The following is a 22621-nucleotide window of genomic DNA, read 5'->3' on the forward strand; positions in this document are numbered from 1 at the left end:
TGGCGGCCTTCCGGCTGGGGCGGCGGCAGGTCGCCGTTCCCGTTCCGGGTGGCCGCCGGCGGCACCGCCCGGGCCGGCGGATCTAATGATCGGAATAGCTGAAGTCGCCCACTGTCCAGGCGCTGACGTCCTCGATGGCGACGCGGTACATCCCGCCTGTCTCCGGGATACCCACGGTGCCCTGCAGGATCCGGGCGACGTGGAAGTGCAGATGGGTGGGCGGCCCGTCCCCTTTCGTTGCGGCGTCGAAGACCGCGGAGAACTCGCCCAGATCGGCGGAGTCCGTCAGCACCTCCGAGACCCTCTGCCTCCACATGGCTTCTGGGGCCAGCCGACCGGTGATGACAGCACCACCGGTGACCACGGTCAGAGACATCTGACTGCTCTGCCCGGACTCCACAAGGGCGGCGATGTCAACGATCAGCTCGTCAGGCTTCGACATGAGACCTGATTCTATATACCCGCCCGGCGGGCGGCTGCGGCAATGGCGCTGAGCCGAGGAGCACGCCTGTGCGTGGCTCCGCCACGCAGGCGGCCGCAATCCGCGAGCGGCGCGCGGACAGCGCACGTTACGCTCGCACCGCCCCGACCTGGCCGCCACAGGAAGGACAGCAGTGGAGCGTCCCCTTCTGTACCTCGACGTCGACGGCCCGCTCAATCCGTACGCCGCGAAGCCCGAGCGACGGCCCGAGGGCTACGCCACGTACCGGATGAAGCCCGAGGGGTGGATCGCTCAGCATCCGGGCGAGCCCCGCGCCTATGTGAAGCCGCTGCGCGTGTGGCTCAACGGCGATCACGGCACGGGGCTGAGGAAGCTGAGCGAGCGGTACGACGTGGTGTGGGCGACCACGTGGGAAGCGGAGGCGAACACCTTCATCTCGCCCGTGCTCGGCCTGCCGGAACTCCCCGTCGTCACTTGGCCTTCGCCGCCGGAAGCGGAACCGGACGGCACGTTCTGGAAGACGCGCCCTCTGCTCGCACATGCCGGCGGCCGGCCTTTCGCATGGGTCGACGACGAACTGGGTGAACCCGACCGGGCCTTCGTCGCCTCGCACCACCGTGCACCCACGCTGTTGCGGCGTATAGACCCCCGGTACGGGCTCCGCGACGACGACTTCGCCGCCCTTGAGGCCTTCGCCTGCCGTCTGGCTGCTCCGACCGAGTGACCACGGCTTGGTCGCCGCGGACTGATCGGGTGAGTGCCTCCCGCTCACTACTTGCCGGCGTCCTCCGCGAGGGTGTGGGCGACGAGGGCGTTGGCGTGGCCGTGGCCCAGGCCGTGCTCGGACTTCAGCCAGTTGACGAGCTCCATGTGCTTGCTGAGCGGGGAGTTGCGGATGAGTTCCTTCCAGTCGGCGATCGGACGGCCGTACTTCTTCTCGATGGAAGGGAAGTAGCTGGCGGGGCCCTTCGCGGCGGTGGCCATGGATGTTCTCGCCTTCAGTTCGGGTGAGCGTGATGTGTGCGTCGAGTCTTTCGTCTATTCGACCGGTGGGGGTCAGCGAATTCATCGCTCCCTGCGGCGTGTTCTGCGTCACATTCCGTGCCTTTCCGTGGTCGCTCGGAGCTGGGCACGGTCGGTCTGCGCGTGCAGCAGGTGCTGGCCGCCGTTCGACCGGAGCAACCCGTGGTCTGGGGAGCGGATCCCGGCCGCCCGCGTACGCGGTTCCTTCCCGTTCGGCGGCCTTCCGCTTGTGCGTCAATCCTTCGCGATCGGTGTGAGGAAGATCCACACGTGGCCGAACGGGTCACGCAGAGTGGACTGACGCGCGCCGTAGGGCATGTCGGTCGGCGTGGTGAGCAACTCGGCACCGACGGCCACTGCTGTCGTGGTCAGGCTGTCCACGTCCGGGACGTAGACATGCAGCGCAACCGACGTCGCAGCCCGGTCGGGAGCCGAGAAGGAAGCATCGGCGTCTCCGAGCATGAGCGTGGAGCCGTGGATGCGGATCTCGGCGTGCGTGATCCGCCCAGCCTCGCCTTCGAGCCGGAAGAGTTCGACCGCGCCGAACGCTTTCGCATAGAACTCGATGGCCTCAGCGGCGCCATGGACCATGATGTGGGGGATGACAGCCTGCTTGTGGTGCTCGGGTATCTCCATGGCGATCACGGTAGGGCCGGCTGCGGCGCCGGAGATCGGGCCGCGGCCTCACCCTGCCTAGGACCTTGGGCTTAGGGTCTCGCTCAAGTGAGCTCCTGATGAAGGCATGGCACAGCGGCCTCGCCTCAGCCGATCGCACCGGCCGCGCCCGGTTGCGTGCGCGGACGAAGCCAGGGGTGGCGGGCCATTCGGGGCAACGGCGGGCGTCGTACGGTGAGGCGCGGGGGGCGCGGTCCTACATTGGGGCGTCATGACAGACGTACCGCCTGATCACGCTCTCGGCCCGGGACGGCGCAGCGCCCTTTCCGGGATCCTCGGCGTGGCGGGGGCCACCGTGTTGGCCGCGGGATGCACTCCCACGCGGGCCTCCACCGCGCAGGCTCCCACCCGGAGCTCCGCCTCCGTCGCCGCCGGTGGGCCGACGCCCGGCGCGATGACGCTCTTCGACGACCCGGAGTTCAATTTCGGCGGGCTTCTGGCGCTCGGTGGGGCCGATCAGGGCAGCGCCGACGTGGGCGAAGTTCTCACCGCGGTGAACACGATCAACAAGGCGGGGCTGTCGGCGCAGAGCTATGTCGACACCTTCAGCAAGCTGGGCGACCGGCTGATGAAGGCGCCCGAGGGCGGGCGTCCTGACCGGGAGACCACGCGCTTCCGGGCGTTGAGGGCGTCGCAGTACTACGCCCAGGCGCTCTTCTTCGTCCTCGGTTCCCGGGACCCCGGTCGCGAGGAGGGCCTGTACAAGGCATGCCGCGGCGCGTGGGACACCTTCTGCAGGCTGTGCGACCCGGCACCGGTGACGGCGAAGGTCGCGTACGGGAAGACCTCCATGCCCGTATGGCTCTTCCGCCCCGACACTTCAGGGCGGCGCCGACCCACCGTGATCCTCACCAACGGCAGCGACGGGCAGAACGTCGACATGTGGACGTACGGTGTCGCGGCCGCCCTGGACCGGGACTTCAACGCCCTGGTCTACGACGGTCCCGGCCAGGGCCAGATGATCTTCGTGGACCAGGTGGTGTTCAGCCCGCGCTGGGAGACCGTGGTCACGCCGCTCGTGGACTGGCTGACGGCTCGTTCCGACGTGGACGCCGACAAGATCGCCCTCACCGGGCTGAGCATGGGCGGCGACCTGGCTCCCCGCGCCGCGGCCTTCGAGCAGCGGATCGCGGCGTTGGCGGCGATGCCCGGATGCCTGAACCCGTGGCTGGGGTTCGGGGAGCTTCAGAAGGTGCTCACCCCTGACAAGGAGGAGACCAACACCATCTGGAACAAGGAAGTCGCGCCCCAGCTGTCATCTGCCGAGGCCGCGACGGTGAAGAAGCGCTTCGAGCCCTTCTCCGTGCCGGCGATGCTCGCCGCCCGCCAGGGCAAGATGTTCACCGACTTCTACACGCCGGCCAAGCTCATCCAATCGATGGACATCACGGACGTGGTGGGCCGGATCAAGGCGCCCACTCTGGTCCTCGACTACGACTTCGAGCAGTTCTATCCCGGCCAGCCGCGCCAGATGTTCGACAAACTGACGGCCCCCAAGGAGTACCTGAAGCTCACCGCGGCGACCGGCGCGCAGCTGCACTGCTCGCCGATGGCTCCCAGGCAGCACTGCGAAGTCGTCTTCGACTGGCTGCAGGAGACACTCAAGGGCGGCTGACCCCCGCGAGCGGTGCCGGGACGGGCTGCATTCCCCCATCCCCCCGGCACCCGGCCGTTCCCGCGACGGCTACCGCTGTTCCCACTGTTCCTTGGTGATCTCGTAGCGCACGCCGCCGTGCTCGGAGCCCTCGACCGTCATCATGTCGGGTGGAGTGGGGATGATGTCCGCGAGCGTCATCGCGAGCTTCTCCATGACATTGCGCGAGCCGTGGTTCACGGCCATCGTCTCAGCCCAGACCATGCGCAGACCGAGTTCTGTGAAGGCCTTGCTCAGCAGGGCCCGCGAGACTTCGGTGGCGTAACCCCGGCCCCAAGCCGCCTGCCGGAGCCGGTAGCCGAGTTCGGCCTCGTCCAGTGGGCCCTGCCGCTCGGGGCGGAGACAGAACCAGCCGATGAACGCTCCGCCGTCCTTCTCGTGCGCGGCGAACAGTCCGAGGTCGCCCCGCCACCTCTCGTAGCCGGCGATGATGCCGGGAAGATGGCTCTCGCGGATGACCTCCGGGGCGGTCGGAGTGCCCCCGGTCAGGAAGCGCATCACCGCGGGGTCGCTGTCCAGCTCGATCAGCAGGTCCGCGTCGGCGGCGGTGAAGCGGCGCAGGGTCAGGCGCTCGGTCTCCAAGTACATGTCCACGGAGTGGATGATGGCCAAGGTCGGTCGTTCGGATCAACGGGTTTGACGGTGCCTCGGCGAACCTCGCGATGCCCGGACCGTCACGTGCCGAGCTTCCCGTACGCCTATGGACAGCCGAAGTCATCCTGAGATCATGCCCCTATGAGCACACCACCGGACGGGTTGCCCGCCTACCGAGTTCTGACCGGCCCTGACGACGAGACGTTCTGCCGACGGGTGAGTGAGGCGATCGGGCTCGGCTACGAGCTGCATGCCGGCCCCGCCGTGACGTTCGACGGCGAGAGGGTCGTCGTCGCTCAGGCCCTGGTGTGGCCGACACGGTCATGACTGCCGTCACGCGCGACGTCCTGCACATGGTCCGCGTGTTCGTCGGCTGATCATCTTGTGTGAATCGGTTGCGTCCGTTCGGACGCAGTTGTGGTGTGTCCCCTCGTGCCCGCTCCTCCCCGTGGTTTGAGTGATCCCGTCTTTCCGGTCGATCCGCCGCGCCGTTTTCCGGCGGGCTGGTGGGATCGCCGGGTCCGCCGGGGTGCTTGTGGGAGGTTCAGTGAAATCGTCGAGGTGGTGTGCCGGCGTCGTTGCCGCCGTCGGGCTGTCCGGTTCGCTCGTCATGGGCGCGTCCGCCCCGTCGGCCGCGGCCGGCCACGGCGGTGGAGCGGAGACCCCCGGGGCGGCCCGGCCGAGCGTGTCGGCGCCCACCCCGGTCGGTTCGGCAGCCGGGCACGACGGGTACGGTGAGCCGCGCGCGTGCAAGGGGCTGGTGCCGTATCCGATCCTGGAGGCGTACCGCCGGTACTACTTCTGCGGTGACTGGCGGCTCGGCCCCCGGCAGTTGCCGGACCGCGGCCCGGTGGGTGACATCCTCAAGGGCTACAACCGGCTCGGCGGACTCACCGCCGTGGAGTTCCTCGACCGGTGGTGGAACCCGGCCGCCGATTCCGGTCAGGGCGACTGGCGCTATCCCGTGGACGACGGCTTCGCGCACAACGCCCAAGGCGGTGTGATCGCGGCGGCGTTGGTACTCCACGCGGGGCAGGACATGATGCTCGACCGCTTCGGCAACGAGGCGGGCCGCTTCCTCGCCCCGGCGGGCACGAAGTACGGGCTGCGGGCCCTTCCGCCGTCGAACCTCAACACCTCGGACCCCCGCTACCCGCACGACTACCACCTGTACCGGCTCGCCAAGGACGTCACCGTGTGCGCGGGCCCGCAGGCGCCGGCGTTCGAACAACCGGGCACCGGCACCCAGTACGTGACGTCGAGCAAGTTCTGCCCGGACATTCCGCCCACGCGCGTGATCGACCTGGTGAACAACGGCACCCTCGTACGGCTGAAGACCACGCAACCGTCCACGCCGTGATCGCGACGCTCCCAGGGGGAGAATCGCTCCATGGACCGGTTCGAATTGTGCCGCGCGCTTCGGGCGGCCGGGGTGCCGGAGGCGCACTACGAGATCCAGGACTGCCATCGCGCACCTCATCCGACCGACCGCTACTTCCTCGAGGAGCGCGGTGGCATGTGGGTGGTGGGCGTCCACGAGCGGGGTTCGCGGGACGTGCTCGAACGGTTCACGGACGAGGACGGGGCGTGCCGGTGGCTCCACTCCCGGCTGACCGAGGAGGGGCCGCCGCCCGTCCCGCCCACTGCCGAGGAGATGGATCAGCTTCTGCACGACAGTGAGGGGATTCAGCGCCGGGCGCGGGAGGCGCTGGAGCGGGCTCTGGCCGAGTCCCGAGATCGGCCCGCCGAGGGGCCTCCCGCTGAGAAGCCTCGCACCTCCGAGCCTCCCGCCGACGAAGGTCGTACACGACCCCCGTCGGCGGGATGACACCATCCCTCACGCGACCGCGGTGCCCTCGAGTTCGACCATCAGGGTGGGGATCGCCAGCCGCGTCACCCCGAGCATCGTCGTGGCCGGCGCCACCCGCGCTGCGCCCAGCCGCGCCGCCAGCACGCCGTAATGCTGGAAGAGCAGATCGACGTCGGTGGTGTAGACGTTGAGCCGGACCAGATGTGCGAGGGACATGCCGGCCTCGCTGAGCACCGCCTCCAGATTGTCGATGCTCAATGTCAACTGCGCGGCCATGTCGGCGTCGTGCCGGGGCTTGCCGTCGGCGCTCATCGCTGTCTGCCCCGAGATGTACAGGGTGCGGCTGTGCCCGGAGACCACCTCACCCTGGTTGAATCCCAGCTCCGTCGACCACGTCACCGGGTTGACCGCAGTTCGTTCCATCGCCACTTCAGCTCCGTTCATGTCATGAGAAGTAGGAGCACGCGTCCGTCAACTCGTGCGTCAGCCAACGGTGTTGACGTCGTGCGGTATGAGCCTTCCGCCGAATCACGACATCCTCTGTCAGGTATCTCGCTAGTGTTCTCGCATGCGAGCCGACCGGTTGGTCTCACTTGTGCTGCTGCTGCGCCGGCACGGCAGGCTCACCGCGGACACGCTGGCCCGCGAGTTGGAGGTCTCGACCCGCACCGTGCTGCGTGACATCGAGGCGCTGTCCGCGGCAGGTGTGCCCGTCTACGCCGAACGCGGCCGGCACGGCGGTTACGCGCTGCTGCCCGGTTTCCGGACGGAGCTCACCGGGCTGAACCACGACGAGGCCCTTGCTCTGCTGACGGCCGGATCGGGGCGCGGCGAGCAGGTGCTCGGCCTCGGCTCGGCGCTGGCTTCGGCGATGCGGAAGGTGTTCGACGCGCTGCCCGAGAGCCATCAGGCGACCGCGAGCGACGCGGCCCAGCGTTTTCTCTTCTCCCCGGAGAGCGACCTGCTCTCGCGCCGGCTGGTCACCGACGAGGTGCCGGACGCCACCATGATGGAAGTGCGGCGCGCGGTGCTCGCCGGACACAAGCTGCGCATCCGGTACGCGGCCACGGGTCAGGCGCCCCGGTGGCGCACGGTCGACCCGATCGGCCTGGTCACCGTGCGCGACCGGGGCTACTTGCTGGCCACGAGGTCCGGCGAGGACCGCACCTATCGGCTGTCGCGGCTGTCGGCCGCCGAGGAACTTCCCGAGGCGGCGCAGCGGCCGAACCGGGTCGACCTGGACCGCGTCTGGCGGGAACGCTCCTCCGGGTTCCTCTCCGATGGCGACCACATCACCGTGCTGCTGCGGGTGAACCCCGAGTGGAGGGAGGAGTTGCTGGACACCGCGCTCGCCGTCCGCGCGGAAGAACCCGGCGCGGACGGTTGGCTGCGGCTCGAGGTGACGTTCCAGGACGCGCGGCACGCCGAGTGGGCGCTGTGGCAGCTGGGTACGGACGTGGAAGCCCTCACCCCGGGGTCGCTGCGATCCGCCCTTCGTGATCGGGCGGCCGCCGTTGCCGCCCTCTACACGGACTCGCCCGGCGAGTGAGAAGCCGCCTGTTGACGCTCCTTGTTGTCCGCGTATCGGAAGCGCAGCGCTGAACTCGCCTCACTGGCCGGGCTCTTGCTCTAGGAGTTCGTTGTTCGACCACCAGTGGGCTCTTCGCAGCGGGGACTCATGCGGTCGAACAGGGGCGAAATGCCCGTCATCTGCTGTCGCTTCTGGCAGAGTCGGCGCTTGTTCGAGGGCTGCGAAGCCAGGAGTGTGCCATGCGCGACGTACGAGGCGGTTGCGGCCGGGACCGGGGGCGGGGCGTCCCGGGCGCCGAGGGCGCGGGACCGTTCACCACGCGGCTCACCTGGCGTCTTCCCGGGGGCGGCACGGCTGTGTGGGAGTCACGGGCCGCCCGGCGGCGGGGCGTCATCGCCGTGCGCGAGCCCGGCGCGCCCACCGGTCGGCACGCCACCGCCGACGAGGTCTCGGTCCGCCGTCTGCGCCGGCTCAACGCCGTCGCCGCGACCGCCTTCGTCATCGGCGGAGCGCTCTTCGCGGCCGGGGCCGGCATTGCCCAGTTCGGCTCAGGGGACGCCGTCTCGGCCGCCTCGGTCTACTTCGCAGGCGGCTTGTTCTTCAACACCGGCGGCTATGTCTCGCTGCTCCAGGTCGTCAACGCCCCCCGCCATGTGCCCGGCGGCACGGGTCTGCTCGTCACGCGCGACTGGCGCTGGTGGAGTTACGAGCCGACCCGGGTGGACTGGCTGAGCGCGTTCGTCCTGTTCGCCGGCACACTGGTGTTCGCCGTCGACCTGCTGGACTCCTTCCTACAGGGTTTGAGCGTCCGGCAGGTCAACCGTTTGATCTGGGCCCCGGACGTGATCGGCTGTGTGCTCTTCCTCGTCTCCGGTCATCTCGCGTTCGTCGAGATCTGCCACGGCCGGGGCCACTGCGTGCGCCTGCGCGATCTCGGGTGGTGGATCGTCGCCGTGAACCAGTTCGGCTCGGTTCTCTTCATGGTCTCTGCTCTCGCCGCCTACACCCGTCCCGTCACCGGCAGCATGATCAACGCTGATATCGCCGACTGGGCCACCCTTCTCGGTGCCGTGTGCTTCTCTCTCGGAGGCGTTCTCCAGCTCTTCGAACGCCCGTGACGGGGGTGGTGTCCAGTCCGCGTGCCTCAGGACGGCTCGGACGGTCACGCTGGAGGGGGCCAGTCGGAGGGCCGTGTTGCGCAGGGCTACAGCCAGGGGGTGCGTCAGCTGCCGGCCCGTCCGGCCCGCCTGGCGTGCCGCCCTGGCCACGGCCTCGGTGCGGGGGCGGCGTTCGGCGTCGTATCGGATGAGCGTCGCTTCGACGGTGGGTTCGGTGGCGAGCGCGGCGGCCAGGGCCCGCGGGATGCCGACGCTGGGCGTGCCCAGCTTGCGCTCCAGCACGGCTCCGGCCATACGGGCCAGCCAACTGCCGCCGGGTGTGCGGGTGCCCCCGGTGTACTGGGGGCACGCGGTGGCGCGCGCCGCTCGGCCGACGCCGAGGACGTCCAGGGCGCGGAGGCCGTTGGCGTGCAGTGAGATGCCCGCACCCACGTCGGCCAGGACCGGGCCCGTTCGACGGCCGTCACCTCCCAGCCGGCCCGGCGCAGGCCGATCGCCGCGGCCGGCCCGCCGATACCGCCCCCGACCACCACCGCGCTGCGGCCCATGCCAGACCTCTTCTCCAGGATCCTGCTCCTTCCGCCCCAGGCCTCTTCGGCGAAGCACCGGCGGTCGGCCGATATCCGTGCGCATCTGGCCACAGTCAGCCGACTCGCGAGCAACAGCAACCCGGCATGCCCCACCGTGTACTTGCCCCATTGCCGAACTCAAGGAGATCACCATGAGAACGAAGCTGAGGGCACTGCTGGGTGCCTCCGCCGCCACGGCGACGGTCGTCGGCACCATGCTGGCGGGAGCCGGAACGGCCCACGCCGCCACGCTCTACGGCTGTCCGTCCGGCGCCGTCTGCGTGTACGCCCAGGACCAGCCCGCGAGCAGCAGCACGCTGACCCATGCCTATTACTCCTACGGAGCTCACAACCTGTCCAACCAGGAAGGTTGGCACTGGGTGATCAACAACCAGACCGGTGGGGCCAGCGCGACCATGTGCTACGGCTACAACGGAGGCAACTGCACGGGCACGACGATCGCGGCGGGGAGCTGGTCCGCGGAGAACCTCTCTCCCATCAACTCGATCAGGCTCAACCGACCGTAAGGCCCGGGTACATCGAGCCACGGGAAGCTGTCCGCTCCGCGAGTTCCTCGCGTGGGGCGGACAGCTTCAGGTGATCCCGGCGGGTACGTAGTGACAGGTCGGTCCGCTGTTCCTGTGTGACGGCGATCCACCTCGCGCCGTTCAGTCAGCCCGAGCCGCCTTCGTCCGATCTGGTGAGGGCCTCGGTGATCAAGCGGGTGGCGAAGTCGTGGTCTCCGGCGATCCTGTTGATGCGTTCGGCGAGCAGGACGGCCGTGGCTTCCAGGGCGTTCGTCTCGTCGTCGGTCCAGGGGCCGTACTGCGCGCGCCAGAGGCTGGGGCTCAGGCCGGTGCCCGCGGCGACGAGCAGGCCGGCCATGGTGGGGACGACCTCCGGGCGGAAGGTCTTGGGCATCATGCGCATCGTGGCCACGTGGGTGGGCAGCACGTACTCGATGACCTCTTCGTCGTGGTCCTCGCAGACCTTTCTGAGCCACTCCATGAACGTGTAGATGAGTGTGCACGTGCCGTCCAGCAGCGCTTCGAAACCCTCGGGGCCGAGGGACGCGGCGAACTGCTCGACGAGGCGCTGCTGTTGCGGGTCGGTCTCCGTCTTGCTGTCGTAGAGGGCTTTGAGCCGTGAGTCGATCATCATGAGCGCTGCGCTCACATCGCCGGCGGAAGCGTACTCGGGGTCACAAGGCGATGACACGGGACTCCTCTTCGTACGGCCGCGTCGGACGGCGCGGCATGTCGGTACGGTAGCCCTCCGGCCGGTGGCGGGCGGGGCGAATGCCGTTGCGCAGCCGTCCTGCGGCCACGTTCGGGTACGCGGCCGCGCGGGGTTCGATATGCCGGTGCTGTCCGGGTCCTCGCGGCGGTACATTCGGCGCGGTGCGTGACGGGGAGAAGGCTCCAGGCTCCTGGGGCCGGTCACGCCGGGGGGCGATGCCGATGATGTTCGGGTCTGCGGACGAGTGGTGGGTGCTGTTGCTGTACCCGGCAGTGCTGTGGGTGCTGTTCGGGCCGTTCGCCATGGTCTCGCTGGGAGTGTGGTCCGCCTCCAGGCCGGGCCCACGGGCCTGGCTCTGGTCCGTGCTGGTCCCACTGGTGCCGGTGGTGACCTCGGCGATCCCCATGATCTTCCCCCTGAGCCGGTGGGACCGGCCGGTGAGGGTCGACGGCACCCTGGAACCGCCGGGGCACCTGTACGACTTCCTCGGCTACCTGGCGGTGTACGTCGGGGGCATCACGGTGCTGCCGTGGCTTCTCGGCTACGGCGGCACGCGCCTGCTGCGCTTCCTACGGGCTCGCCGGACAGGCCCCGGGAAGCCGGGCGGCACGGGGCGCACGGCGGCGGAGGGGGAGCACGCGTAGACGTGGATGCCGGGTGGATGCCTGTGCACCGGCGTCGGATGCGTTCCGGTCCGGTCCCGGTGTGGGGTCTGGGCCGGCGGAGCCGCCGGTTCCGGGGGACGCTGCCGCCGTGAAGGACGTGAGCAGACGGTGGGCGATGAGTGCCACGGACGTGACCCTGGCGGTGGTCCTGGTCGGAGGCGAGGCGGTCGCCTGGCTCGCGGCGGTGCTCCTGTCGATGCTCTTCGCGGTCGACACCGAGCCGTGGGTCCCCCCGGCGTGCCTGGGTGCCTTCGCCGTGTGTTCCGGGCTCATCGCGGCGGGGGCATGGAGCCTTCGCCTGTGGGTCACCACGGCGGTGCAGGCGCTGGTCGCCGGGTGCTGCCTGGTCATGCTGCTGATCGGCCTCTACGACGGCGTCGTGTGACGAGTCGGCCGTGCGCTGCGACTGGCGCCCTCACTCGGGTGGGGCCGGGAGTGTTCGTCCGAGGTGGGTGAGGGGGGACAGGGCCATCAGGGCCGGTGACAGCAGCATGCCCGCTGCTGCCGCGAGGAGGCTCGTGCGCGTTCCCCATGTTTGCGCCAAGAGGCCGCCGACCAATGAGCCGAGCGGCGTCAGACCCATGCCCACGAAGTTGATCGTCGCGGCCGCGCGGCCTTGCATCCCGTCGGGAGTGACGGCCTGCCGGACGGCCATGATCGTGACGTTCACCAGCTGACCGAAGGTGCCGAAGACGAAGTTGATCGCGAGGACCGCGGCGACCGTCGTCGCGGAGGAGCCGTGCAGGGCGGGCACCAGCAGGAACACGCCGTCGCCGAGCGCCGCCGCGGACACGAGAACAGTGCCGTGTCCGAAACGGCTCGGCAGGCGGGCGGCCAGCATTGAACCCAGGAGCGCGCCCGGTCCCGTCGCCGCGAGGGCCAGGCCGACGACGGTGCCCGACAGGTGCAAGTCCCGTGGCAGGAACAGCAGATAGACGGTCATCACGGCCGCGAAGAAGAACTGGAAGGCGGCCGACGCCAGGCACACGGTCCGCAGGGTCGCGTCACCGACGACGAAGCGGAGGCCGGCGTGGATCCGCCGCCAGACCCGAGCTGGACGCTCCGAGCGCTCCAAGTGCCCTGCGCTTCCTGGGCGTTCCGGAATGTACTCGGGGCGGCGGATCCTTCGGATCGACAAGAACGACAACGTGAAGAACACCGCGCCGGACGCTGCGGCGATCGGGGCCGACAGCGCGGACACCAACACGCCGCCGAGAGCGGGCCCCCCGATCTGCGCGGCGGACCGGCTGCCCTCAAGTGCGCTGTTGCCCCGTACCAGTTGATCGCGTGCCACCAGCCGTACCAATGACGTCTGGTAGGCCACGTCGAAGAACACGGACAGCGCGCCGACGGCGAAGGCGGCCACGACAAGCGCCGGCAGACCGAGTCCACCGAGGAGACCGGCCACGGCGACGGCGCCCAGTGCCAGGGCCCTTCCCGCGTCGGTCAGCACCATGACCGTGCGGGTCCGCCGACTGTCGACCCACGCGCCGGCGAAGAGCGACAGCAGCAGGATCGGCGCCTGCCCCACCGCACGCAGGACGCCCAACTCGCCGGCTTCGACGTCGAGCATCAGAACGGCGAAGAGCGGCAGGATCACCAGGCAGGTGTGTTCGCCCAGTTGGGAGACCGTCTGGCCCACCCAGAGCCGGAGGAAGTCGCGGTCCCGCCACAGGCCGGGCGCGGCAGGCCCGCCGGAGTGGGGCGCAGCGGAGGAACCGGGGTCGGACGCAGCGGGACGGGAGGACGGCACAGTGGACCCCTCGGGGATGGTCGAAGACGAGTCCCGCCGCCCGGCGCACGCGGGGGCGCGCCGACTGTGTTTCAGGCAGCGGGAAGGAAAGGCTCGCTGTGCCGCACTTCAAGGGCAGCACGCGATGACAGGCCGTTCACGGCCACCAACGTCAACGCGTGCTCTTACGACCGACCATGTCTTCGCTCCTCCTGAAAGTCACTCCACGAGACATCGGGCCCCGAGCCGTCCCCAACGCCCAGGGCGATCAGGGAAGATGGGACGATGACCGCGGAAGCAAGCGAGATCGTTCTGAGCAAGCAGGACCTTCGTGAGGTCGCCGCGTTCGCCGCAGCGTGTGCCGAGGGGGCGCTCGACATATTCGAGGCCGATCAGCCGGGCGACTCACGGCCCCGAGACGCCGTCACCGCCGCGTGGGAGTTCGCCCGGGGCGGCGAACGCGGGAAGGCTCTGCGCGACACGGCGTCGGCGGCTCTCAAGGCGGCCAAGAGCGTGGACACGGCGGCCGCGCGCGAGGCAGCCTGGGCGGCGATGTCCGCGGCGGGCGCCGCCTACCTGCACCCGTTGGCCAAGGCCACCCAGGTCAAGCACATCCTCGGAGCCGGTGCGTACGCGGCGAGAGCGGCCGAACTCGTCGCCGGCGACGATCGCGGCGTCGCCGCCGGGCACCTTCAGCAGGTGGTGCGGTATGCGACGCCCGTCGTGGTGGACGTGCTCACGCGATTCCCCTCGGCGCCGGGCGGCGGCGGACGGGTCGGTGAGTTGATCCGCACGCTGGACGCCGACCTTCGTGCACTCAGGCACGGTCCCCCGTCAGGCGCAGCGTAGCGAGGGCCGCCAGTCCCGCGAGCATGCCGATGGTGAGGGCGGCCGGGGTGCCGTTGCCGAGGGCGGAGAACAGGTGGGTCGGGCCCCAGACGGCGACCGTGTCGTCCATCGTCATGTGCAGCACCTGGCTCGCCAGCAGCCCCAGTACGGTGGCGCAGATCGCGCCCACCGCCATCGCCGGGGCGGTGGTGCGGGTGAGCAGTCCGGGCAGCAGCCGTAGCGCCCACCACACCACCGCCAGCGTGACCACGTCGGCGGCCCGGTAGAGCAGCCAGTCGCCGAAGGGTGCGGTCGACGGGCCCGCCCAGCCGCCGAGGAGCAGCCACTGGCGCAGCAGGTCCCCGGGCTCGGACAGCAGTCCCGCGCCGCTGAACGAGGTCTGGATCCATGCCGCGACGGAATCGTAGGACAGGACGATCAGAGACAGCGCGATCACGCCGGTTCCGACGCTCGCGGCCAGACGGGCGGCACGCGGCGGCACGCTCCGGCGGGGCACCGGCTCCGCCCCCTTGACGGCGGCACGCGCCACGAGCAGTGTGACGCCGGCGGTCACCAGCGCCGCGAACACCACGACCGGGCCGCTCGACGCGACCACCCCGGCCAGCTGCGGCAGGATGCGGTAACTGCCGCGCCCTCTCGACGCGATCAGCCACGGCGCGGAGACCGTGACGGCCAGCGTTCCGGCGACCGGGCCCCACGCCAACAGCGCGAGCAGCATGGCCGGGGTGCGGCCCTGCGTGGGCGGGATCCGCCGGGCCAGGAGGAGTGCGCCGGCGACGAAGAACGCGAAGACCGCGAAGAACCTGATCTGCAGGGCCGTGTGGTAGAGGTCGGAGTACTGTCCGGCCGCCCTCAGGGCTGGGTCCCCCTCCGATGCGTCGTACAGTTCCGGGGGGTCGTACGACCACGGGGCGAGCCATCTCCGGAGTTCCGAAGCGGACTCGATGCTGAACACGGTCGACGCGCCGCGCAGTTGGAGTGCTTGTGCGCTCGCACCCGCCCACCACAGCAGTAATGTCATCAGCACTCCCCCGACCAGTGCCGGTATCACCGCGCGTCGATACGTCATGTGTCTGTCCCCCGCCTCGGCCCGGCCTCGGTGGCCGTTGATCGTCGATCAACCGAAGAGTAGGTGATGAGGTCTCCGGCGTGTGCACCCGTTTCGATGGAGAAACAGAGCCCGATGCCCGCCAGATCGGTGAAGAAACCAGGGAAATTCGTTGTGTGTTCTTCTATTTGCCGGGCACCAGAAGCGTCGGAGGTTGATAACTATGGTTCCTTTGCTTCTCGTTCTTCTGCTGGCTCTGATCCTCTTCGGCGCGGGCTTCGCGCTGAAGGCTCTTTGGTGGATCGCCGTCATCGTGCTGGTCGTCTGGCTGCTGGGCTTCGTGGTGCGCACCGCGGACTCGGGCGGTCGCAAGGGTCGTTGGTATCGCTGGTAGCCGACCCGCCGATTGACAAGCCTGTGGGCCCCGGGAACATCCGGGGCCCACAGGCTTGTCTCGTCTCAGGGGCCCAGGTGCACCATGGCCGCGCGGACGAGTACCGCTTCGGGAGGGGGGACGATCGACTCCACGCGGCGTACCGCACTGTGCAGGGCCAGTGCGGTGCGTTCGGGGTGCAACCCTCCCCCGGAATCGGACATGCTCAGGTAGAAGCGCTCCGCGACCTGAGCCGCCATGAAGTCGTCGAGGGTGCCCAGCATGGCGATGACATGGGCGTACCCCGCGGTCTGGAAAGCCGTAGCGGTCGACATGTCTCCGCCGTGGCGCGACGCGCGTGGAGTGGCTGTGTCCGGACCGGACAGGTAGGCCAGGGCTCCGTCGACGGGCAGGTTCAGCGGCAGCCGCGGCCGAAGCCAGTCGAACGGTTCGGTGCCGGTCCTTCTCGAAGGCGCATCGTCTGCGGCAGCAGGGCCGATGAAGTGGACGCATGGGTGATCACTGAGCGCCTGGCTCACTCCGGCCGGCGTGGCATCGCTCGCGGCGAGAAACGTCGCCGCGGGGATGTAGTGACGGACCTCGTTCATGCGTGCGGACGCGGACCTCGTGCCGTCCGCGACGATGACGAGCACCCGAGCGGTGGTGACGCCGCGGAGCCGGATCGTCCTTGACCGAGCAGCCTTGAGCGCGCGGATGCTCGGCGTGTAGGAGTGCACGGCATGATCCATGGCCGTGATGGCCTCTTCGGCAGGGACAAACCTGGTGCCCTCGCCTGCGGCATGCAGCGGCAGTGAGGCGAAGGGGCCGGTGGGGCACCACCACATCCTCGGCAGATCCGTTCCCGAGTGCCGTGAGGAAGGGGTGCCCGGAGAGTGGTCGGGCCGCGAAGAGGAGGAATCGGTGTCCCGCGTGATCAGTCCGGCCGTCGACATCACCGGTTCCACCGTCGTGTGCCACAGCCATGTGAGAAGGTGCGATGTCTCCTCGGCCCGGTCCCGCGGATCGTGGTGCGCGCTGTGATTGCGGTGGTGCTGCGCCCGTCTGGTGACGTTGTCCCACTCGGGCAGGGGCAGGGAAGAGACCCCGTGACGTGTGGCGATGAGCGCGTCGCAGCGGCGCGCGGCGGCGTTCAGCACGACGATGGGCCCCTCGGAGGCGGCCGCGATCATGTCGTCCGCGGTCATCGCGGTGAAGAGGTGCTCGAAGCCGGGTGTGGCCCGAAGCGTCCGGAGCAACCCGTCCACCTGGGCCGCCACATCATGCCGGCGCAGCAGCACCGGTGGTTCGGCCGCCCCGGTTTCCAGGTCGAGCAACGCCCACAGCCACCGCAGTTCCCCCGCGAGGCCGGAGGCAGCCTCGGTGAGCCGGTCCATACCGGTGCGGGCGAACTCGGAGTGTGCGGACAGCAGCGAATTCCGCTGCTCCACGAACTCCAGTGCCCGGCCCGGCTGTCCCGTCTCGACCGCGCAGGCGGCGGCCTCGCCGGTGCGTTCCGCCCATTCGCGCACGATGTCGTCGTGGTCGTGTCCGGACAGCAGCATGAGCGTGGGGATGCCCCGGGTGACTTCCTCGTGGCTGCGGATGAAGTCGTCGAGGGCGTCGAACCGCCTGGCCAGGCGGCCCTGGAGCAGCGCCGCCCGCAGGCGTGTGACGGGCGGCACCCCGGGACTCCGGACGACATCTGCCAACGCGGCAGACGTGTCACGAAGGAGCGACGGAGACGTGAAGGGGTCGTCCGTCTCGGCGAGCACGGCCATGGCCGTGGACACCGCGAGCAAGGCGTCCTCCGTGTACGGAAGGCCTTCGAGCGTCTCCGGCTGAGCCTGGTCGAAGAGGTTCAAGGCCAGCTGGGCGTCCGTCGCCGAGTCCCGTGGCTCACCCGGCCCGGCCATGATCGCCCAGGCGAGGTCGACGACACACGCCCTCCGCATGGAGGGCGTGACACCCAGAGTCATGTTGATGAGGGAGTCGAGGACGTTGATGGCCGCCTCACGCTGCGCAGCCCCACCTGTCATCTTGAACTTGCGCATCAGAGTGTCGGCGAGACGGGCCTTGGCCAGGGGCGTGTGCGGGAAGGCGTGCGGACCGCTCGCGGCCGACCTCGCCGCCTCGACGGCTTGGTCGAGGTCGGCCGTTCGTCCGAACTCGCGGCCGGAGTCGACCAGGCAGCGGTTGAGGCTGACGAGCGCGGCCTGCCTCCACACCGACGCTTCCGGTGCCAGATCGACGGCCTCGAAGGCAAGACCCCGTGCCTCGTCGAGATCCGCCCCGCTGCCGACGAGGCGGAACCCCAGGCGCAGGGCGTCGGCGAGGTCGATCAGCAGGCTGACTCGTTGCGGCAGGGCATTCGGCGACACCATGAGGACGGCGCTGCGCAGCAGGGACGTCGCTGCGTCCAGGGCCCAGCGTTCACCCGTCGAGCGGAATTCGGCCATGGCCACCATCGCGCGCACGGCCTGCGTCTCGGTGTCTTCCGATGCACGGCTGCTCTGCGCGAGCCTCTCGGCCTGTCGGCGGTCGGCCTCGTCCTGCGTGGTCTCGTAACGTGCCAGGTGGATGCGGGCGAGCGGAAACGTCACGGTCGCCGCCATCCCGTCCCGGTACATGTCCCGGCGGCGTGCGGTGTCCAGGGCTCGGTCCAGGTGTTCCGGGCGGGCGTCCGACTCGAACAGGGCCAGGCAGGTGCTCAGCAGCTCGGCGGCCGTCCGATCCGAAGGCGTGGGCTCCCACGGCAACGGCTTCCGGTCCGCCTCCAGCTGCAGGATGGTCAGAGCCAGTTCCAGGTCCGACAGGTTCCCGGTGTGCGCGAACCGTTCGCGATGGGCGGCGCCACGCGTCGTCGCGGCATGTCGACGCATGGGGCCGTCAGAACTGTGGACCGCCTCCACCTGGCTGCTGAGTTCGATGGCCCGGTCCAGCGGCGCGCGAGTGCCGGAATGCGCGCCGTGCAGATGGTGCGCCAGAGCCGCCTCCGCGCCGAGGCCGGGATAGCGCCGCGGTGAGTAGCCATTGCGCACGGCGTGTTCAGCGAGGCGGACCGCCTCGGTCAGCGCATGTTCCTCAGCCGTGTCGAGGAAGTGCCTGGTGAGGTCTCGAAGCTCGGTCAGGGTTCGCGCCGCCAGCTTGTCCGCGGGCTGTCCCCGTTCGAGCAAGCCGTACAAGTCGTCCCGCCGCTCCCCCTCCCCCACGTCCCGGCGGGGTTCGGCCGTGTGCGGGCCGATCGCGTAGACATCGCCCGCGCCGGTGCGCAGACGGACCGTGCCGTGCCCGACCTCGGTGTCGACGACGGTTCCGCTCGCGATCTGGACAGGCCTACGACCTCCGTCGGTGACGACCTCGACGACCCTGGGGTTGGTGTCGGGGACGAGGATGGCCACGGCCCCGGGGCCGTCGACGTCTCCGAGCAGCAGGCCGCCTTCCTCGGTCCGCCGCACGCCCAGGCGAATCCTGTCCACGGCCTGGGCGATCGGGCGGACCGCATCGAGGGAGAGGTCCGGCAGCGGGCCGGGGTCGAGCGCGGGGGCGTGGGCACGGGACGCGTTGGCCAGAGTCCAGGCGCCGGCGGTCGAGCGGAGCTCCTGGGGCAGTCGGGGCCATGACTCGGCGAACCATCCGGCCAGACCCGTCCGGTTCTCGGCCACCAGCGCGTGCAGAGCGCGGTCGAGCTGGCGGGAGGCGGCGGCGGTGTCGCCGTTGAGGCTGAGCCAGGTGACCTGCTCCTCCAGGAACAGCGCCGGTGACAGGTCTCGGTGGAACTCGGTGACGACGTCGATGACGCGCCGCAGGCCGGGATCGTCCGCGAGCTGGAGCACCAGGCTGGCCCGCAGGGAGGGCAGGCATTCGGGGAGCAGGGAGATCGCGTGGGGGGTGCGGGCGGCCACCCAGTCGCAGAACCAGAGGTCGGCCTCGTCGGCGGCGTCGAGGTGCGGCAGGACGCGCAGGCGCACGGCCCTGATCAGCTCGGGTTCGATGCGGGTCGCGAAGCTCAGCGCCGTGGCCAGTTGCACGGCGCCGTCCGGGGGCGGGGGCGGCAGCTCGGGCAGCGTTTCGCTCATCGCGTTCTCGCCCGTACGACGGCCCGGGTCCGGCCTGTGGTGGTGGAGCGGTCCCAGGTCAGCTGGGGCAGCAGGTGTGCCGTCCAGTCCGGTCTGCGGTTCGGCGGGTAGGGGGTCAGCGCCACGACGGGGCAGCCGGCCCTCGTGACGAGGCCGACGAACTCCTCCCAGTCCTCTAAGTCGGGCGCGCTGTCGTGCGAGCGGGCGCCCACTCCGAGGTCGGAGAGGAGCATGACGGGTGTGCCGCGGGCGGGCGGCTCGTAGGGGGTCGGCCGTCGGCGGCGGCCGGGGCCCGTTCCGTGGTGGGGAACGCCCGAGAAGTGGACGACGTCGACGAGGTCGGTGCCGACGACCTCGCGGATGCGGGTGACGAGGTCGTCCTGGTCGCGGCGGAAGGGCTGCATACCGACGCTCCGGTCGACGAGCACCTGTGCTCCGTGGCGCAGGGTGGGCACGGGCCTGCGTGGGAGCCGGGTGACGGGGCGGCCGTGCGCGAGCGTGTCGATCAGGGCCGGGATGTCGACGGGGCCCTCGTCCACCTGCCGGGACAGGGTCGTCCGCAGGATGGCGCTCGTCCAGCGAGGGGTGAGGAGGGGCAGGTGCGGTAGCGTCGCTCGCCGGCGGGCGGCCGGTTCGGCGAGGGGTTCGTCCGGTGCGGGCGGCGCGACGGGCGGGTCGGTGCGCACGGGGTCGAGCAGGGGCAGTCCGGCCGTCGCGGCCGTCGGTTCCGGGTGGTGCGCCTCGTCCCCGGGCGGTTCGGGCTCGGTGTCGTCGTCGGCCGGGGAGGGCGGCTCGTCGAGGCAGTCGTCTTCGGTGTGGTGGGCTGCCGGGTGGCTGCCGGGCACGGACGGCCAGGGGCGGGCGGGCCGGTGCTCGTCTGCGGGTGCCGTGGGCGTGGCTTCATACCCCAGCAGGCGAAGGATCTTCGTCTCCTGTTCCGCGTTCTGCGCCACGGCCAGGGCGCGGACGACGTCGCCGATCCACACGCGCGGACGCACCGGGTCAGCCACCGCTCTGCCGGGGCTTGAGCAGGGTGAGGTTGCGGAGCAGGTGCCACTTGGGGTGGCCCGGACGCAGGCCCATGGTGCGGCAGGCGCGCAGCGCGTCCAGGAACTCGGCCGTGCTGGGCAGACGGTCGCGGCTGACGTTCTTCTCCTCGCGTGCCTTGGTGAGTTCCTCGGCGAGGAGCATCACGATTTCCATGGTCTCGTCGTCCATGGCCACGTTCTCGTGCGCCAGGTGCAGTTCCGCGATGCGCACGAGGCTGTCCTCGGTGGGCGGTGGCAGTTCGAAGGTGATGCAGCGGCGCAGGAACGCCGGCGGGAGTTCGCGTTCGCCGTTGGTGGTGATGACGACGAGGTACGGGTCAACGCCGTCCTCGCGGCATACGGTGGCGCCGGTCTCGGCGATCGTGAACTCCTGCGAACCGAGCGGTACGAGAAGGCCGTTGGGCATGTCCGGGTCGGCCTTGTCGATCTCGTCGATGAGGACGACGGCTCCCTTGGCCCGTTCCTGACGGTAGAACCGCTCCAGCGGATCGAGGCGGTCGGGCGGCTTGAGCAGACCGCCGCGGGTGCGCGCGGACTCGGGGGCCAGGGACCACCACAGGACGCCGGGCTGGAGGTATCCGCCGTCGTTGCCGTGCATGCGGTGCGCCTGGGCGTCGGCGAGGCGGCGCACGCTGTCGAACGTCCAGAGCAGGTCGGTGGCCTGGGTCCGGGAGGTGACGACATGCTCGTAGTAGCGTAGGTGCCTCTCGTGGGCGAGGAACGGCGCGAGGGAGGACTTGCCGGAGCCCGGGTCGCCGCTGAGCAGCAGTGGCCGCTCGGTGGCGAGCGCGACGTCGACCGCGAGGCGCAGGTCCTCCGTCATGTCGTAGGGGCGGCCGTCCCTGGGGTCCGGGCCGTGCGAAACGCGTGCGGTCACAGGACTCCTAGTCGACATGGAGCAGACGCTCGGGCAGTTTCTTCAGGCGGCCGACGCGGGCGCGCGCGGTCGCCTCGGTGGAGGCGGTGAGCAGCGGTTCCAGCAGGACGGGGTTCTCGAAGGAGGCGCACGCGCCGGCTTCGGGGGCCGATTTGCCGGTCGTCACCATGACTATCAGCCAGGAGAAGAGCCGGTGGAGGCGAGCGACGGCTTGGGCGAACTCCGGTTCGGGCGGGAGGGCTTTGTCGATGACCAGGTAGTGGGTGCGCTCGTCGAGGTCGTCCGGGAGGATGCGGTCCTCGTCCGCCACGACGCCGAAGAACTGCTCCCACACGGCGTTCTCCCAGTCCTCGACGCGCTCGCCGACCCGGTCCTCGCCGGTCGGCAGGTCTCCCACCGACTCCACCTCGTAGCCGTAGGTGGCGCCACAGGTGGCGCGTTGGATGTAGTGCTCGGCGGTTCCGCTCCGGGAGGCGTTGAGCAGGAGGGTCATGTTCCGGGGACGTCGGCCGGGTGGGGGCAGTGTCGGGCGGGCCGCCTCCTCGTCCACCCAGGTCGTGGCCAGGTCGCGGATCAGCCCGCGCAGCGCGGTCTGCGGCAGCGCCGGGGCCAGGACGTGCAGCGCCTTCTCCATCTTGTCGGGCGGTGCGAGCAGGAACTGGCGTGCGAGGAAGAGGCAGCCGCCCTGTCGGCGGGTGACTTCGGCTACGTGCTTGTGGTCGAGTCCGAGCTCGGTCGCCGCCTTGCTGAGGGCGCCTTGGCGGGTCACTTCGGACAGGCGCATCTCGAGGCGTTCGAGCCACTCGGTCATCGGGCCGTCGTCGGGGGCGGGTTCGGGGAGTTCGGCGAAGCGTTTGAGCACCCGGGTGGCGAGCGTGTCGGCGTCCTGCTCGGACTGGTTGTGGACGCGAGCGAACTGAATGGGCCTCAGTTCCTCCAGTCCGGCCTTCTTGACCATGCCGGTCGAGGGGACGCCGAGCAGGACCGGAACCACGTACACGGGCGAGCCCAATGCCCGCCGCCACATGAGGACGTTGACCTCGCGCCGTACCCAATGGGACTCCAGGGCTGCGTCGTTGAGCAGGATCACGGCTGCGTGGCAGCGGGCGAGCCAGTCGACGACTTCGGGGAGCCATTCGTCGCCCGGCGGGAGGTCCTCCTGGTCCACCAGGGGAGTCCAGTTCGCGTCGCGCAGCCCGGCGGCGATCTTTTCCAGCACGGTGGTGGCGAAGGCGTCGCCGCGCGTGCTGTGGCTGATGAAGGCCTCCCTCACACCCCGATTGTGATCCATTGTGCG

24 protein-coding genes and 1 pseudogene are annotated in these 22621 nt (G+C 70.1%); 12 read left to right on the forward strand and 13 right to left on the reverse strand.

The annotated features are described in order from the left end of the window. Nucleotides 1–82 precede the first annotated feature (82 nt). Entirely contained in the window at nucleotides 83–442 is a 360-nt protein-coding gene (locus ACFYXA_RS07990; RefSeq protein ID WP_351098134.1) for a hypothetical protein, read from the reverse strand. 172 nt (nucleotides 443–614) lie between these two features. On the opposite strand from ACFYXA_RS07990, the gene ACFYXA_RS07995 reads away from it, so the two are divergent. Then, nucleotides 615–1166 carry a hypothetical protein gene (locus tag ACFYXA_RS07995; protein WP_389029511.1) on the forward strand — a complete coding sequence of 184 codons (552 nt, stop codon included), beginning with the start codon at nucleotides 615–617 and terminating at the stop codon, nucleotides 1164–1166. A 47-nt stretch (nucleotides 1167–1213) separates the two neighbouring features. Here the strand turns inward: ACFYXA_RS07995 and ACFYXA_RS08000 are convergent, their stop codons facing one another. Together ACFYXA_RS08000 and ACFYXA_RS08005 are read right to left on the reverse strand one after the other, a co-directional pair. After that, nucleotides 1214–1426, reverse strand: coding sequence for a DUF4287 domain-containing protein (locus ACFYXA_RS08000; RefSeq protein WP_389029514.1), 213 nt, complete (start codon nucleotides 1424–1426; stop codon nucleotides 1214–1216). 273 nt (nucleotides 1427–1699) lie between these two features. Then, the gene (locus ACFYXA_RS08005) at nucleotides 1700–2101 is read right to left on the reverse strand and encodes a VOC family protein (RefSeq protein ID WP_389029517.1); all 402 of its coding nucleotides are present in this window, start codon (nucleotides 2099–2101) and stop codon (nucleotides 1700–1702) included. Nucleotides 2102–2351: 250 nt separating this feature from the next. Between ACFYXA_RS08005 and ACFYXA_RS08010 the strand changes: the two genes are divergently transcribed. Next, nucleotides 2352–3755 carry an alpha/beta hydrolase family protein gene (locus ACFYXA_RS08010; protein ID WP_389029520.1) on the forward strand — a complete coding sequence of 468 codons (1404 nt, stop codon included), beginning with the start codon at nucleotides 2352–2354 and terminating at the stop codon, nucleotides 3753–3755. Nucleotides 3756–3824: 69 nt separating this feature from the next. On the opposite strand, the gene ACFYXA_RS08015 is transcribed toward ACFYXA_RS08010, so the two are convergent. Further along, a complete protein-coding gene (locus tag ACFYXA_RS08015; RefSeq protein ID WP_389029523.1) occupies nucleotides 3825–4388 on the reverse strand; it encodes a GNAT family N-acetyltransferase in 564 nt (187 codons plus the stop codon). A gap of 141 nt (nucleotides 4389–4529) precedes the next feature. On the opposite strand from ACFYXA_RS08015, the gene ACFYXA_RS08020 reads away from it, so the two are divergent. The 3 genes from ACFYXA_RS08020 (at nucleotide 4530) to ACFYXA_RS08030 (ending at nucleotide 6216) form a co-directional block, all read left to right on the forward strand. Continuing rightward, complete coding sequence (locus ACFYXA_RS08020; protein WP_351098128.1) at nucleotides 4530–4715, forward strand: DUF1737 domain-containing protein; 186 nt, start codon at nucleotides 4530–4532, stop codon at nucleotides 4713–4715. A 220-nt stretch (nucleotides 4716–4935) separates the two neighbouring features. Further along, the gene (locus ACFYXA_RS08025) at nucleotides 4936–5748 is read left to right on the forward strand and encodes a TNT domain-containing protein (RefSeq protein ID WP_389029527.1); all 813 of its coding nucleotides are present in this window, start codon (nucleotides 4936–4938) and stop codon (nucleotides 5746–5748) included. Between the two features lie 30 nt (nucleotides 5749–5778). Then, entirely contained in the window at nucleotides 5779–6216 is a 438-nt protein-coding gene (locus ACFYXA_RS08030; RefSeq protein ID WP_389029530.1) for a hypothetical protein, read from the forward strand. Between the two features lie 9 nt (nucleotides 6217–6225). Here ACFYXA_RS08030 and ACFYXA_RS08035 read toward each other — a convergent pair whose 3' ends face one another. Next, the gene (locus ACFYXA_RS08035) at nucleotides 6226–6621 is read right to left on the reverse strand and encodes a RidA family protein (protein ID WP_389029533.1); all 396 of its coding nucleotides are present in this window, start codon (nucleotides 6619–6621) and stop codon (nucleotides 6226–6228) included. A 145-nt stretch (nucleotides 6622–6766) separates the two neighbouring features. Between ACFYXA_RS08035 and ACFYXA_RS08040 the strand changes: the two genes are divergently transcribed. Together ACFYXA_RS08040 and ACFYXA_RS08045 are read left to right on the forward strand one after the other, a co-directional pair. Further along, nucleotides 6767–7747 (forward strand): helix-turn-helix transcriptional regulator, encoded by a 981-nt coding sequence (locus tag ACFYXA_RS08040; protein WP_389029536.1) that lies wholly within the window; start codon nucleotides 6767–6769, stop codon nucleotides 7745–7747. Nucleotides 7748–7968: 221 nt separating this feature from the next. Beyond that, the gene (locus tag ACFYXA_RS08045) at nucleotides 7969–8847 is read left to right on the forward strand and encodes a hypothetical protein (protein WP_389029539.1); all 879 of its coding nucleotides are present in this window, start codon (nucleotides 7969–7971) and stop codon (nucleotides 8845–8847) included. Between the two features lie 3 nt (nucleotides 8848–8850). Here ACFYXA_RS08045 and ACFYXA_RS08050 read toward each other — a convergent pair. After that, a pseudogene (locus ACFYXA_RS08050) lies at nucleotides 8851–9395 on the reverse strand (FAD-dependent monooxygenase); the annotation flags it as partial. Between the two features lie 173 nt (nucleotides 9396–9568). Between ACFYXA_RS08050 and ACFYXA_RS08055 the strand changes: the two are divergent. Then, complete coding sequence (locus ACFYXA_RS08055; RefSeq protein ID WP_352246035.1) at nucleotides 9569–9943, forward strand: hypothetical protein; 375 nt, start codon at nucleotides 9569–9571, stop codon at nucleotides 9941–9943. A 145-nt stretch (nucleotides 9944–10088) separates the two neighbouring features. On the opposite strand, the gene ACFYXA_RS08060 is transcribed toward ACFYXA_RS08055, so the two are convergent. Beyond that, nucleotides 10089–10634 carry a hypothetical protein gene (locus ACFYXA_RS08060; RefSeq protein ID WP_389029542.1) on the reverse strand — a complete coding sequence of 182 codons (546 nt, stop codon included), beginning with the start codon at nucleotides 10632–10634 and terminating at the stop codon, nucleotides 10089–10091. Between the two features lie 242 nt (nucleotides 10635–10876). On the opposite strand from ACFYXA_RS08060, the gene ACFYXA_RS08065 reads away from it, so the two are divergent. Together ACFYXA_RS08065 and ACFYXA_RS08070 are read left to right on the forward strand one after the other, a co-directional pair. Beyond that, nucleotides 10877–11299: a hypothetical protein gene (locus tag ACFYXA_RS08065; protein WP_389029546.1), complete on the forward strand. Its 423-nt coding sequence runs from the start codon at nucleotides 10877–10879 to the stop codon at nucleotides 11297–11299. 136 nt (nucleotides 11300–11435) lie between these two features. Continuing rightward, nucleotides 11436–11705, forward strand: a complete 270-nt coding sequence (locus ACFYXA_RS08070) for a hypothetical protein (RefSeq protein WP_352246032.1) — start codon at nucleotides 11436–11438, stop codon at nucleotides 11703–11705. 30 nt (nucleotides 11706–11735) lie between these two features. Here ACFYXA_RS08070 and ACFYXA_RS08075 read toward each other — a convergent pair whose 3' ends face one another. Next, nucleotides 11736–13073, reverse strand: a complete 1338-nt coding sequence (locus ACFYXA_RS08075) for an MFS transporter (RefSeq protein ID WP_389029550.1) — start codon at nucleotides 13071–13073, stop codon at nucleotides 11736–11738. Nucleotides 13074–13337: 264 nt separating this feature from the next. Here ACFYXA_RS08075 and ACFYXA_RS08080 point away from each other — a divergent pair, with 264 nt between their 5' ends. After that, nucleotides 13338–13901, forward strand: coding sequence for a putative immunity protein (locus ACFYXA_RS08080; RefSeq protein ID WP_389029553.1), 564 nt, complete (start codon nucleotides 13338–13340; stop codon nucleotides 13899–13901). On the opposite strand, the gene ACFYXA_RS08085 is transcribed toward ACFYXA_RS08080, so the two are convergent. Further along, nucleotides 13870–14970 (reverse strand): hypothetical protein, encoded by a 1101-nt coding sequence (locus ACFYXA_RS08085; RefSeq protein ID WP_389029556.1) that lies wholly within the window; start codon nucleotides 14968–14970, stop codon nucleotides 13870–13872. The genes ACFYXA_RS08080 and ACFYXA_RS08085 overlap by 32 nt on opposite strands. Nucleotides 14971–15172: 202 nt before the next feature. Here ACFYXA_RS08085 and ACFYXA_RS08090 point away from each other — a divergent pair, with 202 nt between their 5' ends. Next, nucleotides 15173–15343, forward strand: a complete 171-nt coding sequence (locus ACFYXA_RS08090; RefSeq protein ID WP_011113206.1) for a DUF5670 family protein — start codon at nucleotides 15173–15175, stop codon at nucleotides 15341–15343. 65 nt (nucleotides 15344–15408) lie between these two features. Here ACFYXA_RS08090 and ACFYXA_RS08095 read toward each other — a convergent pair whose 3' ends face one another. Genes ACFYXA_RS08095 through ACFYXA_RS08110 form a run of 4 tightly spaced genes read right to left on the reverse strand, consistent with a single transcriptional unit; the run spans nucleotide 15409 to nucleotide 22597 of the window. Further along, a complete protein-coding gene (locus ACFYXA_RS08095; protein WP_389029560.1) occupies nucleotides 15409–19398 on the reverse strand; it encodes a CHAT domain-containing protein in 3990 nt (1329 codons plus the stop codon). After that, nucleotides 19395–20396 carry a hypothetical protein gene (locus ACFYXA_RS08100; RefSeq protein ID WP_389029563.1) on the reverse strand — a complete coding sequence of 334 codons (1002 nt, stop codon included), beginning with the start codon at nucleotides 20394–20396 and terminating at the stop codon, nucleotides 19395–19397. Before ACFYXA_RS08100 ends, ACFYXA_RS08095 begins: the two co-directional genes overlap by 4 nt. A 4-nt stretch (nucleotides 20397–20400) precedes the next feature. After that, on the reverse strand, nucleotides 20401–21324 hold the full coding sequence (locus tag ACFYXA_RS08105; protein WP_389029566.1) for an AAA family ATPase: 924 nt from the start codon (nucleotides 21322–21324) through the stop codon (nucleotides 20401–20403). A gap of 7 nt (nucleotides 21325–21331) precedes the next feature. Continuing rightward, nucleotides 21332–22597, reverse strand: coding sequence for a toll/interleukin-1 receptor domain-containing protein (locus ACFYXA_RS08110; RefSeq protein WP_389029569.1), 1266 nt, complete (start codon nucleotides 22595–22597; stop codon nucleotides 21332–21334). Nucleotides 22598–22621: the final 24 nt, after the last annotated feature.

Origin of the sequence: Streptomyces sp. NPDC002566 (assembly GCF_042889585.1) — a bacterium.
Lineage (GTDB): Bacteria > Actinomycetota > Actinomycetes > Streptomycetales > Streptomycetaceae > Streptomyces.

Coding starts and splice junctions, on each gene's coding strand:
- ACFYXA_RS07990 (WP_351098134.1), bottom strand. CDS start 442: ATGTCGAAGCCTGACGAGCTGATCGTTGACATCGCCGCCCTTGTGGAG.
- ACFYXA_RS08000 (WP_389029514.1), bottom strand. CDS start 1,426: ATGGCCACCGCCGCGAAGGGCCCCGCCAGCTACTTCCCTTCCATCGAG.
- ACFYXA_RS08005 (WP_389029517.1), bottom strand. CDS start 2,101: ATGGAGATACCCGAGCACCACAAGCAGGCTGTCATCCCCCACATCATG.
- ACFYXA_RS08010 (WP_389029520.1), top strand. CDS start 2,352: ATGACAGACGTACCGCCTGATCACGCTCTCGGCCCGGGACGGCGCAGC.
- ACFYXA_RS08020 (WP_351098128.1), top strand. CDS start 4,530: ATGAGCACACCACCGGACGGGTTGCCCGCCTACCGAGTTCTGACCGGC.
- ACFYXA_RS08030 (WP_389029530.1), top strand. CDS start 5,779: ATGGACCGGTTCGAATTGTGCCGCGCGCTTCGGGCGGCCGGGGTGCCG.
- ACFYXA_RS08035 (WP_389029533.1), bottom strand. CDS start 6,621: ATGGAACGAACTGCGGTCAACCCGGTGACGTGGTCGACGGAGCTGGGA.
- ACFYXA_RS08040 (WP_389029536.1), top strand. CDS start 6,767: ATGCGAGCCGACCGGTTGGTCTCACTTGTGCTGCTGCTGCGCCGGCAC.
- ACFYXA_RS08045 (WP_389029539.1), top strand. CDS start 7,969: ATGCGCGACGTACGAGGCGGTTGCGGCCGGGACCGGGGGCGGGGCGTC.
- ACFYXA_RS08055 (WP_352246035.1), top strand. CDS start 9,569: ATGAGAACGAAGCTGAGGGCACTGCTGGGTGCCTCCGCCGCCACGGCG.
- ACFYXA_RS08065 (WP_389029546.1), top strand. CDS start 10,877: ATGATGTTCGGGTCTGCGGACGAGTGGTGGGTGCTGTTGCTGTACCCG.
- ACFYXA_RS08070 (WP_352246032.1), top strand. CDS start 11,436: ATGAGTGCCACGGACGTGACCCTGGCGGTGGTCCTGGTCGGAGGCGAG.
- ACFYXA_RS08080 (WP_389029553.1), top strand. CDS start 13,338: ATGACCGCGGAAGCAAGCGAGATCGTTCTGAGCAAGCAGGACCTTCGT.
- ACFYXA_RS08085 (WP_389029556.1), bottom strand. CDS start 14,970: ATGACGTATCGACGCGCGGTGATACCGGCACTGGTCGGGGGAGTGCTG.
- ACFYXA_RS08090 (WP_011113206.1), top strand. CDS start 15,173: ATGGTTCCTTTGCTTCTCGTTCTTCTGCTGGCTCTGATCCTCTTCGGC.
- ACFYXA_RS08095 (WP_389029560.1), bottom strand. CDS start 19,398: ATGAGCGAAACGCTGCCCGAGCTGCCGCCCCCGCCCCCGGACGGCGCC.